Annotated in this window: 9 protein-coding genes; 5 read left to right on the forward strand and 4 right to left on the reverse strand. The window is 67.5% G+C overall.

The window, feature by feature from the left end; all coding sequences use genetic code 11:
• Positions 1-46: 46 nt before the first annotated feature.
• The 5 genes from ABD858_RS18850 to ABD858_RS18870 all read left to right on the forward strand — a co-directional run bounded on the left by ABD858_RS18850 (position 47) and on the right by ABD858_RS18870 (position 10,330).
• Complete coding sequence (locus tag ABD858_RS18850; protein ID WP_345039002.1) at positions 47-988, forward strand: SCO4651 family lipoprotein; 942 nt, start codon at positions 47-49, stop codon at positions 986-988.
• A gap of 269 nt (positions 989-1,257) precedes the next feature.
• Positions 1,258-1,788 (forward strand): 50S ribosomal protein L10, encoded by a 531-nt coding sequence (gene rplJ, locus ABD858_RS18855; protein WP_345039004.1) that lies wholly within the window; start codon positions 1,258-1,260, stop codon positions 1,786-1,788.
• A 111-nt stretch (positions 1,789-1,899) separates the two neighbouring features.
• Complete coding sequence (rplL, locus tag ABD858_RS18860; protein WP_345039006.1) at positions 1,900-2,283, forward strand: 50S ribosomal protein L7/L12; 384 nt, start codon at positions 1,900-1,902, stop codon at positions 2,281-2,283.
• Between the two features lie 510 nt (positions 2,284-2,793).
• Positions 2,794-6,279 carry a DNA-directed RNA polymerase subunit beta gene (gene rpoB / locus ABD858_RS18865; protein WP_345039007.1) on the forward strand — a complete coding sequence of 1,162 codons (3,486 nt, stop codon included), beginning with the start codon at positions 2,794-2,796 and terminating at the stop codon, positions 6,277-6,279.
• Between the two features lie 130 nt (positions 6,280-6,409).
• Positions 6,410-10,330 (forward strand): DNA-directed RNA polymerase subunit beta', encoded by a 3,921-nt coding sequence (locus ABD858_RS18870; RefSeq protein ID WP_345039010.1) that lies wholly within the window; start codon positions 6,410-6,412, stop codon positions 10,328-10,330.
• Between the two features lie 81 nt (positions 10,331-10,411).
• On the opposite strand, the gene ABD858_RS18875 is transcribed toward ABD858_RS18870, so the two are convergent.
• From ABD858_RS18875 to ABD858_RS18890, 4 genes are all read right to left on the reverse strand, one after another.
• Positions 10,412-10,678: a hypothetical protein gene (locus ABD858_RS18875; protein WP_345039012.1), complete on the reverse strand. Its 267-nt coding sequence runs from the start codon at positions 10,676-10,678 to the stop codon at positions 10,412-10,414.
• Positions 10,665-10,898 carry a hypothetical protein gene (locus tag ABD858_RS18880; RefSeq protein WP_345039014.1) on the reverse strand — a complete coding sequence of 78 codons (234 nt, stop codon included), beginning with the start codon at positions 10,896-10,898 and terminating at the stop codon, positions 10,665-10,667. The genes ABD858_RS18875 and ABD858_RS18880 overlap by 14 nt, the downstream gene beginning before the upstream one ends.
• Positions 10,899-10,909: 11 nt before the next feature.
• Complete coding sequence (locus tag ABD858_RS18885; protein WP_345039016.1) at positions 10,910-11,821, reverse strand: peptidoglycan-binding protein; 912 nt, start codon at positions 11,819-11,821, stop codon at positions 10,910-10,912.
• A gap of 67 nt (positions 11,822-11,888) precedes the next feature.
• A complete protein-coding gene (locus ABD858_RS18890; protein WP_345039018.1) occupies positions 11,889-12,275 on the reverse strand; it encodes an ATP-binding protein in 387 nt (128 codons plus the stop codon).
• Positions 12,276-12,278: the final 3 nt, after the last annotated feature.

Here is a 12,278-nt window from a genome sequence, read left to right on the forward strand (position 1 = left end):
CTGCGTTACGGTGCAGTGGTACATAGATCGACACAAGGGGTGGGAAATGTTCAGGCGTGTGGGCGTATCGCTGGCGGCTGTGGCCGTGCTGGCCGGTGCCGTGGGCTGTCAGGCCGGTGACGGGGACAAGAAGGCCGCCGGGGAGTCGAAGCCGGCCACGCAGCACCAGAGTCATGCGGACGCCACGCAGGCCCTCACGGCCGCCTACCAGAAGACGGCGGCGGCGAAGTCCGCCAAGGTCCGGATGACGATGTCCATGCCTGCCTCCGCCCCGGGCGGCGGTGACATGGAGATGACCGGTGTCCTGGGGTGGGACCCCACCGTGATGGACATGACCATGAAGGGCGGGGCCTTCGGCGCCGCCCCGGGCAGCCCCGAGCAGATGCGCATGGTGTGGCAGAACAACATCATGTACATGGACATGGGGGCAGCCGGCGCCAAGGATATGGACGGCAAGCGCTGGATGAAGCTCGATCTGGCCGCCGCGGCCGAGGCGAGCGGAGACAAGGCCGTGCAGCAGCAGATGGCCCAGGGCCTGGAGAACATGAACCAGGACCCGGCCCAGCAGCTCGCCCTGCTGCTCGACTCGCCGAACCTGGATCACCTGGGCCCGGTGACGGAGGACGGCGTGCGGACCGAGCACTACAAGGGCAAGGTCACCCTCGACGAGATGGTGGCGTCCAACAAGTCGCTCGACACGCTGAGCAAGCAGGACCGTGATCGGCTTCTGGCCGATATGAAGAAGTCGGGCATCAAGGCGTACGACACCGAGGTCTGGGTCGACAAGGACGGCTATCCCGTCCGGATGGACGTCGATATGGACACTCCGGAGGGCGCGGTGAAGGTGAGCGCGCACTACTCCGATTACGGCGCCGCAGCCACGGTCCAGGCTCCGCCCGCCGATGAGACCGTCGACCTGTTCAAGATGATGAAGGAGCTGGGCGAGGGCATGAAGGACGGTGCCGGCGCCACCGCCGGCACGGCATGATCGCCCGATTTGCTTGACGCGGACCGTTCCCGTACGCTTCCACGGAAGCCAAAGACCGCTGGTTGTTGCCGCGCCTTCGATGTGCGGTGGCCGAAGGATCCGCTAGCTGCGGGCGGCCCGCGTAGGTGACTGTGGAAGAGTTCCCGGACGTCCCTTCTCTGAAGGACACAGCCGGTCGAGCTGAGCCCCGTGCGCCTGCGCTCGGGGCGTTTCGTTTTGTTCAGCCCCTTCCGAGCGGTCGTCATCACCCGGAAGGAGGCCGACGCTCTATGGCAAGGCCCGACAAGGCTGCCGCGGTAGCCGAGATTGCGGAGCAGTTCCGCAGCTCGAACGCCGCTGTGCTGACCGAGTACCGGGGTCTCACCGTCGCGCAGCTGAAGACGCTGCGTCGTTCGCTCGGTGAGAACGCCCAGTACGCCGTGGTGAAGAACACGCTGACCAAGATTGCGGCCAACGAGGCCGGGATCACCGCACTGGACGAGCACTTCGCTGGTCCGACCGCGGTCGCCTTCATCACCGGAGACCCGGTGGAGTCGGCGAAGAGCCTGCGTGACTTCGCCAAGGACAACCCGAATCTCATCATCAAGGCCGGTGTCCTTGAGGGCAAGGCGCTCTCCGCCGATGAGATCAAGAAGCTTGCGGACCTCGAGTCCCGCGAGGTTCTGCTCAGCAAGCTGGCCGGCGCGTTCAAGGGCAAGCAGTCCCAGGCTGCCTCGCTCTTCCAGGCGCTGCCGTCGAAGTTCGTCCGCACCGCGGAAGCGCTTCGCGTCAAGCTCGCCGAGCAGGGCGGTGCCGAGTAATTCGGCTCGCGCATTGATCCGCGCCGCCTAGTGCGTGGGTCGTAGCGGGCCGCTACGCCCGCCTTTCGATACATCTCGGCACCAGCCGAATTAGTGGAAGGATCGCCCATCATGGCGAAGCTCTCTCAGGAAGACCTGCTCGCTCAGTTCGAGGAGATGACCCTCATCGAGCTCTCCGAGTTCGTGAAGGCTTTCGAGGAGAAGTTCGACGTCACCGCCGCCGCTGCCGCCCCGGTCATGATGGCCGGCCCGGGCGCCCCGGCTGCCGAGGCTGCTGAGGAGAAGGACGAGTTCGACGTCATCCTCACCGGCGCCGGCGACAAGAAGATCCAGGTCATCAAGGTCGTGCGTGAGCTGACCTCCCTGGGCCTGAAGGAGGCCAAGGACCTCGTCGACGGCACCCCGAAGCCGGTCCTCGAGAAGGTCAACAAGGAGGCCGCCGAGAAGGCCGCCGAGTCCCTCAAGGCTGCCGGTGCGGCCGTCGAGGTCAAGTGACCTTGTTGAGTCTCTGACTCTTCGGACTCCATGAGTCCTGCCAGGGCGATCACCCATCCGGGTGGTCGCCCTTCGGCGTTCCCCGGACGCGTGTCGTCCTGGGTTCGTCGCGGCGGGTATGGTGATCTTCTCCGTGCGCCCCTTGACGAACCGCACGAGGCGCGCAATTCTCAGGACGCGTCGTCGAACGATCCGGGATCCGAGGCATGGATCGACGGCGAAGAGGGCAGTATCGATATGCGCTTCCGCGCGTGGGTTGGCGCAGGTGTTGAGAAGAACGAGGGTCCTCCATAACCCGCACTGGACATCAGTGGGCCATGTGGCTACACTGACCCTTTGCGCTGCCTGTTAGCTGCCTCCTGCCCGTCACCAGGGGCATGCCCACGCTGAAGCATCGACGACCGAACCGCCCTGACCTGGCCGTTTAGCCGAATCAGGAACGTCTGTCTCCGTGCACGGTTTGGGACCGGTACGCGCGTAGTGAGTCCGAGCCCTCGGAAGGACCCCCTCTTGGCCGCCTCGCGCAACGCCTCGACTGCCAATACGAACAACGGCGCCAGCACTGCCCCGCTGCGCATCTCTTTTGCAAAGATCAAGGAGCCCCTCGAGGTTCCGAACCTCCTTGCGCTGCAAACCGAGAGCTTCGACTGGCTGCTCGGCAATGCCGCTTGGAAGGCTCGCGTCGAGACGGCTCTCGAGAACGGACAGGACGTCCCCACGAAGTCGGGTCTGGAGGAGATCTTCGAGGAGATCTCCCCGATCGAGGACTTCTCCGGGTCGATGTCGCTGACCTTCCGGGACCACCGCTTCGAGCCTCCGAAGAACTCCATCGACGAGTGCAAGGAGCGCGACTTCACCTTCGCCGCGCCGCTGTTCGTCACTGCCGAGTTCACCAACAACGAGACCGGTGAGATCAAGTCCCAGACGGTCTTCATGGGCGACTTCCCGCTCATGACGCACAAGGGCACCTTCGTCATCAACGGCACCGAGCGTGTCGTGGTGTCGCAGCTGGTCCGCTCGCCGGGTGTGTACTTCGACACCTCGATCGACAAGACGTCCGACAAGGACATCTACTCCGCGAAGGTCATCCCGTCCCGGGGTGCCTGGCTGGAGATGGAGATCGACAAGCGTGACACCGTCGGTGTCCGCATCGACCGGAAGCGCAAGCAGTCCGTCACCGTCCTCCTGAAGGCGCTCGGCTACACCACCGAGCAGATCCTCGAGGAGTTCGGCGAGTACGAGTCCATGCGTACGACCCTGGAGAAGGACCACACCCAGGGCCAGGACGACGCGCTGCTCGACATCTACCGCAAGCTGCGCCCGGGCGAGCCCCCGACGCGTGAGGCCGCGCAGACGCTGCTCGAGAACCTCTACTTCAACCCGAAGCGCTACGACCTCGCGCAGGTCGGCCGCTACAAGGTGAACAAGAAGCTCGGTGGCAACCAGCCGCTCGACGCCGGTGTCCTGACCGTCGAGGACATCCTCGCGACGATCAAGTACCTGGTGAGGCTGCACGCCGGCGAGACCGAGACGGTCGCCGAGAACGGCCAGACGATCGTCGTCGAGACCGACGACATCGACCACTTCGGCAACCGCCGCCTGCGCAACGTGGGCGAGCTCATCCAGAACCAGGTCCGCACGGGTCTGGCGCGGATGGAGCGCGTCGTGCGCGAGCGCATGACCACCCAGGACGTCGAGGCGATCACGCCGCAGACCCTGATCAACATCCGGCCGGTCGTCGCCTCCATCAAGGAGTTCTTCGGCACCAGCCAGCTGTCCCAGTTCATGGACCAGAACAACCCGCTGTCGGGTCTCACCCACAAGCGCCGTCTGTCGGCGCTGGGCCCGGGTGGTCTGTCCCGTGAGCGGGCGGGTCTGGACGTCCGTGACGTGCACCCCTCGCACTACGGCCGCATGTGTCCGATCGAGACGCCGGAAGGCCCGAACATCGGTCTGATCGGCTCGCTCGCCTCGTACGGCCGGGTCAACGTCTTCGGCTTCATCGAGACGCCGTACCGCAAGGTCGTCGACGGCCGCGTCACGGAAGAGGTCGAGTACCTCACCGCCGACGAGGAGGACCGCTTCCTCATCGCCCAGGCGAACGCTCCCCTGACCGAGGAGAGCACCTTCGCCGAGGCGCGTGTGCTGGTCCGCCGTCGTGGTGGCGAGGTCGACATCGTCGCCTCCGACGAGGTGGACTACATGGACGTCTCCCCGCGCCAGATGGTGTCCGCGGCGACCGCCATGATCCCGTTCCTCGAGCACGACGACGCCAACCGTGCCCTCATGGGCGCGAACATGATGCGTCAGGCCGTGCCGCTGATCACGGCCGAGGCGCCGCTGGTCGGTACGGGCATGGAGTACCGCGCCGCTGTCGACGCCGGTGACGTCATCAAGGCCGAGAAGGACGGTGTGGTCCAGGAGGTCTCCGCCGACTACATCACCGTGGCCAACGACGACGGCACGTACATCACGTACCGCGTGGCCAAGTTCTTCCGCTCGAACCAGGGCACCTCGGTCAACCAGAAGGTCATCGTCTCCGAGGGCGACCGCGTCATCGAGGGCCAGGTCCTCGGCGACGGTCCGGCCACCCAGAACGGTGAGATGGCGCTGGGCAAGAACCTGCTCGTGGCGTTCATGCCGTGGGAGGGTCACAACTACGAGGACGCGATCATCCTGTCGCAGCGCCTCGTGCAGGACGACGTCCTCTCCTCGATCCACATCGAGGAGCACGAGGTCGACGCCCGTGACACCAAGCTCGGCCCCGAGGAGATCACCCGGGACATCCCGAACGTCTCCGAGGAGGTCCTCGCCGACCTCGACGAGCGCGGCATCATCCGTATCGGTGCCGAGGTCGTCGCCGGCGACATCCTGGTCGGCAAGGTCACCCCGAAGGGTGAGACCGAGCTGACCCCGGAGGAGCGCCTGCTCCGCGCGATCTTCGGTGAGAAGGCCCGCGAGGTCCGTGACACCTCGCTGAAGGTGCCGCACGGCGAGACCGGCAAGGTCATCGGCGTCCGCGTCTTCGACCGCGAGGAGGGCGACGAGCTTCCTCCGGGCGTGAACCAGCTGGTCCGCGTCTACGTCGCCCAGAAGCGCAAGATCACCGACGGTGACAAGCTCGCCGGCCGTCACGGCAACAAGGGTGTCATCTCCAAGATCCTCCCGATCGAGGACATGCCGTTCCTCGAGGACGGCACCCCGGTCGACATCATCCTCAACCCGCTGGGTGTCCCGTCCCGAATGAACCCGGGACAGGTCCTGGAGATCCACCTCGGCTGGCTCGCCAGCCAGGGCTGGGACGTCTCCGGCCTCGGCGAGGAGTGGGCGAAGCGACTGCAGACCATCGGCGCCGACCAGGTCGAGCCGCGGACGAACGTTGCCACCCCGGTCTTCGACGGCGCCCGCGAGGACGAGCTGGCCGGCCTGCTGGAGAACACCCTGCCGAACCGCGACGGCGACCGTCTGGTCCTCCCGTCCGGCAAGGCCCGGCTGTTCGACGGCCGCTCCGGTGAGCCGTTCCCGGACCCGATCTCGGTCGGGTACATGTACATCCTCAAGCTCCACCACCTGGTCGACGACAAGCTGCACGCCCGGTCGACCGGTCCGTACTCGATGATCACCCAGCAGCCGCTGGGTGGTAAGGCCCAGTTCGGTGGCCAGCGCTTCGGTGAGATGGAGGTGTGGGCGCTGGAGGCTTACGGCGCCGCGTACGCCCTCCAGGAGCTGCTGACCATCAAGTCCGACGACGTGACCGGCCGCGTGAAGGTCTACGAGGCCATCGTCAAGGGCGAGAACATCCCGGAGCCCGGCATCCCCGAGTCCTTCAAGGTGCTCATCAAGGAGATGCAGTCCCTGTGCCTCAACGTGGAGGTGCTGTCCTCGGACGGCATGTCCATCGAGATGCGCGACACCGACGAGGACGTCTTCCGCGCGGCGGAGGAGCTCGGTATCGACCTGTCCCGGCGCGAGCCGAGCAGCGTCGAAGAGGTCTGACGGGTCTGGTGGGGGCTCCCACGAAGAGCCCCCACCTCCCCCAGTGCCGCCGGCGCGGCCTGGGGGACCCCCAGCCGGACCCCCTCAGACCATGATTGAGACTCGACCCCGAAAGAGGGCTTGACGAACAGTGCTCGACGTCAACTTCTTCGACGAGCTGCGGATCGGCCTGGCGACCGCGGACGACATCCGACAGTGGTCCCACGGCGAGGTGAAGAAGCCGGAGACCATCAACTACCGCACCCTGAAGCCGGAAAAGGACGGACTCTTCTGCGAGAAGATCTTCGGTCCGACCCGGGACTGGGAGTGCTACTGCGGCAAGTACAAGCGTGTCCGCTTCAAGGGCATCATCTGTGAGCGCTGTGGCGTCGAGGTCACGCGCGCCAAGGTGCGCCGTGAGCGGATGGGCCACATCGAGCTGGCCGCCCCCGTCACCCACATCTGGTACTTCAAGGGCGTTCCGTCGCGTCTGGGCTACCTGCTCGACCTCGCCCCGAAGGACCTGGAGAAGGTCATCTACTTCGCGGCGTACATGATCACGTACGTCGACGACGAGCGCCGCACCCGCGACCTGCCCTCGCTGGAGGCCCATGTCTCCGTCGAGCGCCAGCAGATCGAGAACCGTCGCGACGCCGATGTCGAGGCCCGGGCCAAGAAGCTCGAGACCGACCTGGCCGAGCTCGAGGCCGAGGGTGCCAAGGCCGATGTGCGCCGCAAGGTGCGCGAGGGTGCCGAGCGTGAGATGAAGCAGCTGCGCGACCGCGCCCAGCGCGAGGTCGACCGCCTCGACGAGGTGTGGAACCGCTTCAAGAACCTCAAGGTCCAGGACCTCGAGGGCGACGAGCTGCTCTACCGCGAGCTGCGTGACCGCTTCGGCACGTACTTCGACGGCTCGATGGGTGCCGCGGCGCTGCAGAAGCGCCTGGAGTCCTTCGACCTGGAGGAGGAGGCCGAGCGTCTCCGCGAGATCATCCGTACCGGCAAGGGCCAGAAGAAGACCCGTGCGCTCAAGCGCCTCAAGGTCGTCTCCGCCTTCCTGCAGACCAGCAACAGCCCCAAGGGCATGGTGCTGGACTGCGTCCCGGTGATCCCGCCGGACCTGCGTCCGATGGTGCAGCTGGACGGTGGCCGCTTCGCGACCTCCGACCTGAACGACCTGTACCGCCGTGTGATCAACCGCAACAACCGACTGAAGCGTCTGCTCGACCTCGGTGCCCCCGAGATCATCGTGAACAACGAGAAGCGGATGCTCCAGGAGGCGGTCGACGCCCTCTTCGACAACGGCCGTCGTGGCCGCCCGGTCACGGGCCCCGGCAACCGTCCGCTGAAGTCCCTCAGCGACATGCTGAAGGGTAAGCAGGGCCGATTCCGTCAGAACCTGCTCGGTAAGCGTGTGGACTACTCCGCGCGTTCCGTGATCGTCGTCGGTCCGCAGCTGAAGCTGCACCAGTGCGGTCTGCCCAAGGCCATGGCGCTGGAGCTCTTCAAGCCGTTCGTGATGAAGCGTCTGGTCGACCTGAACCACGCGCAGAACATCAAGTCGGCGAAGCGCATGGTCGAGCGCGGCCGCACGGTCGTGTACGACGTGCTCGAAGAGGTCATCGCCGAGCACCCGGTTCTGCTGAACCGTGCACCCACCCTGCACCGCCTCGGCATCCAGGCCTTCGAGCCGCAGCTGGTCGAGGGCAAGGCCATCCAGATCCACCCGCTCGTCTGCACCGCGTTCAACGCGGACTTCGACGGTGACCAGATGGCCGTCCACCTGCCGCTCTCCGCGGAGGCGCAGGCCGAGGCACGCATCCTGATGCTGTCCTCGAACAACATCCTCAAGCCGGCCGACGGCCGTCCGGTCACCATGCCGACGCAGGACATGGTGCTCGGCCTCTTCTTCCTGACCACGGACGAGGAGGAGCGCGAGGTCCGCGGCGAGGGCCGCGCCTTCAACTCCACCGCCGAAGCGATCATGGCGTTCGACGCCCGGGAGCTCTCGCTCCAGGCGAAGGTCGACATCCGCTTCCCGATCGGCACCGTCCCGCCGCGTGGCTGGACCCCGCCGGTGGACGAGGCTGCGTCCGACAGCGACTCCTTCGCGGGCTCGACCTGGCAGCAGGGTGACAGCTTCCGGCTGCGGACGACCCTGGGCCGCGCGCTCTTCAACGAGCTGCTGCCCGAGGACTACCCGTTCGTCGACTACTCGGTGGGCAAGAAGCAGCTCTCCGAGATCGTCAACGACCTGGCCGAGCGCTACCCCAAGGTCATCGTGGCGGCGACGCTCGACAACCTGAAGGCGGCCGGCTTCCACTGGGCGACCCGTTCCGGCGTCACCGTCGCCGTCACGGACATCGTCGTCCCGGAGGCCAAGAAGGCCATCGTCGCGGGCTACGAGGCCCAGGACGAGAAGGTCCAGAAGCAGTACGAGCGCGGTCTGATCACCAAGGACGAGCGCACGCAGGAACTCATCGCGATCTGGACCAAGGCGACCAACGAGGTTGCCGAGGCCATGAACGAGAACTTCCCCAAGACGAACCCCATCTTCATGATGGTTGACTCGGGTGCCCGAGGAAACATGATGCAGATGAGGCAGATCGCCGGTATGCGTGGTCTGGTGTCGAACGCGAAGAACGAGACCATCCCGCGGCCCATCAAGGCGTCGTTCCGTGAGGGTCTCTCCGTGCTGGAGTACTTCATCTCCACCCACGGTGCCCGTAAGGGTCTCGCCGACACCGCCCTCCGTACCGCCGACTCGGGTTACCTCACCCGTCGTCTGGTGGACGTCTCGCAGGACGTCATCATCCGCGAGGAGGACTGCGGCACCGAGCGCGGTCTCAAGCTGCGGATCGCCGAGAAGGGCGCCGACGGCGTGCTGCGCAAGGCGGACGACGTCGAGTCGACCGTGTACGCGCGCTGCCTGGCCGAGGACGTCGTCGTCGACGGCAAGGTGCTGGCCCCGGCCGGTGTCGACCTCGGTGACGTGCTCATCGGCCAGCTGGTCGCGGCCGACGTGGAGGAGGTCAAGACCCGCTCGGTCCTGACCTGTGAGTCCGCCGTCGGCACCTGCGCCATGTGCTACGGCCGCTCGCTGGCCACCGGCAAGCTGGTCGACATCGGTGAGGCGGTCGGCATCATCGCCGCCCAGTCCATCGGTGAGCCCGGTACCCAGCTGACGATGCGTACCTTCCACACCGGTGGTGTGGCCGGTGACGACATCACCCTGGGTCTGCCCCGAGTCGTCGAGCTCTTCGAAGCCCGTACGCCGAAGGGTGTCGCCCCGATCGCCGAGGCCGTCGGCCGCGTCCGGATCGAGGAGACCGAGAAGACCAAGAAGATCATCGTCACCCCGGACGACGGCAGCGAAGAGATGGCGTACCCGATCTCGAAGCGCGCGCGTCTCGAGGTCGGCGAGGGCGATCACGTCGAGGTGGGCCAGAAGCTCACCGTGGGCACCATGAACCCGCACGACGTGCTGCGCATCCTCGGCCAGCGGGCCGTCCAGATCCACCTGGTCGGCGAGGTCCAGAAGGTCTACAACTCGCAGGGTGTGTCGATCCACGACAAGCACATCGAGATCATCATCCGGCAGATGCTGCGCCGCGTGACGATCATCGAGTCCGGCGACGCCGAGCTGCTGCCGGGCGAGCTCGTGGAGCGCTCGAAGTTCGAGACCGAGAACCGTCGTGTGGTCCAGGAAGGCGGCCACCCGGCCTCCGGCCGTCCGCAGCTGATGGGTATCACCAAGGCCTCGCTCGCCACCGAGTCGTGGCTGTCGGCGGCGTCCTTCCAGGAGACGACCAGGGTTCTGACCGACGCGGCGATCAACGCCAAGTCGGACTCCCTGATCGGCCTCAAGGAGAACGTCATCATCGGTAAGCTCATCCCGGCCGGTACGGGCCTGAACCGTTACCGCAACATCCGGGTCGAGCCGACCGAGGAGGCCAAGGCCGCGATGTACTCGGCCGTCGGCTACGACGACATCGACTACTCGCCGTTCGGCACCGGCTCCGGCCAGGCCGTTCCGCTGGAGGACTACGACTACGGTCCGTACAACCAGTAGTCCGTCCCGCCAGTAGGCGAGTCGCTTGACCGAAGGGCGGTCACCCCGTGCGGGTGACCGCCCTTCGGCGCTTTCGGGCCGTCACCGCCTGACCAGCTCCCAGACGGCGATCATCAGGCCGGCGCTCGCCGTCACCGCGCCGATGGAGGCGACCGGCCAGCGGGCCCGCTCCAGGGCGTCGAGCCGGGACTCGTGGTCGGCGAGCTGCTTGTCGGTCTGGTCGCTGCGCTGGACGAGCAGCGCGAGCGAGCCGTCGACCCGGGCGAACCCGGCCTCCAGCGTGCCGCGCAGCCGCTCCAGTTCGACCGCGACGGTGACCGGGTCGTTCGGCTGGTCAGACTCGGCCATCGGCCGCTCCCGGGGAGGTGCGCAGCCACGGGGGCAGCAGGTTCTGCACGGCCGGAATCGCCATCACCCGGGTGAGAGCACCGGCGACGGCCAGCGCTCCGGCCACCCAGGGCAGGGTCGCCGGGAGGCCGGCGGCGTCGGTGATCGCCGGCAGCACGACGGCGATGCCGACAGCGGACTGGAGGACTGTACGGGCCGTGCGCTTGGCGGCTTCGGACACAGGGACTCTCCTTACTGGGTGTACGGGACCTTCAGCGCGTTCCAGGAGGTCCGGCCCGGCCGGCCGTCGGCCGCGGAGCCGCTGAAGCCGAGCTTGCGCTGCCACTTCGCGTAGCTGCGCCGGTCGGCCTCCCCCCAGCGCGGGCCCGGTCCGACGGTGTACGCGGAGCAGCCCTCGGCCACCAGGCGGCGGCCCATCGCGGTGACGATCGGGGAGCTGGGGTCGTTCGTGAAGAACGAGGTCCCCGGGAAGGGCTGGTAGCGCGGCGGGGCCGGCTTCGCGGGCGGGGCGGGGGTCTTCGACGGGGCCGCGCCGAGCCGCTTCTGGACGCGTTCGCGCATGCCGGCCATGCCGAAGCCGCGCGGGTCGCTCTTCCAGTCGGACCACTCCAGGTGGCCGATCACGGACCTGGCGCCCCAGCCGTGGGCCCGGCAGAGCGCCGCCGACACCCGCTCGATGGCGTCGAGCTGGGCGGCCGGCCAGGGGTCGGTGCCGTTGCCGAGGTTGATGCACTCGAAGCCGTAGAAGCGGGCGTTGCCGTCGACGGCTCCGGAGCTGCCCTGGTGTGCGCGCGGGACGGGCGGCCGGTCCCCGTACGCCTCGGTGATCACGGCCTGGAGGACGGAGGGGTCGCCGCCGCCGGCGTGGTTGGCGCGGCCGTTGCCGACGAGGTGGACGGTGCCGTCCTTGGCGATGACGCCGTGGCACAGCGGCCCCGGCAGACCGTCGTAGCCGTTGTGGCAGAGCTCGACGGTGGAGTCGGTGCCGCTGGAGACGGTGTGGTGGATCATCACACCGGCCACGGGGCCCCAGGCCCCGGCGTGGTTGCGGTTGTGGGTGCGCCAGCCGGTGTGCTCGACGACGGTGACGCCCTCGGCCCGGAGCGCGGCGACGAACCTGTCCGCGGTGAGGGGAGTGGCCATGGTGGTGTCCTCCAGACATGCGAAAGCCCCGGGCCGGCGGGGGCGCGGGGCGGGGGCGGACTTCTTGTTACGGAGCGGGATCCGGCGCCGGCGGGGCCGGGGTCCAGGTGGCGCAGAGCGCGGCGTAGGCGGCGCGGCGGTTCTCGAAGTCGGCCAGCGCGGCCTCTACGGCGTCGCGCACGGCGTTCGGGTCCGGGACGACCGGCTGGCCGGCCTGCGGGGTGAGGACGACGAAGCTGCTGCCGCGGATCACGGAGCCCGCCTCGCCGCTCTCGCCGATCTGGGCGGTGACGTACACGGGCGGGAACTCGCCGGTGAGCGAGTCCGGTTCCAGGGCGCCGCCCAGGGTGTTGTCGTAGATCCGCACACCGAGGGTGTGACCGCCCTCGGTGACGGTGGCGCGGCCTGCGTAGTCGATGGCCAGGCCCCAGGGCTGGGCCGGGTCGATGTTCATGCT

This window comes from Streptomyces sannanensis, from assembly GCF_039536205.1.
GTDB lineage: Bacteria > Actinomycetota > Actinomycetes > Streptomycetales > Streptomycetaceae > Streptomyces > Streptomyces sannanensis.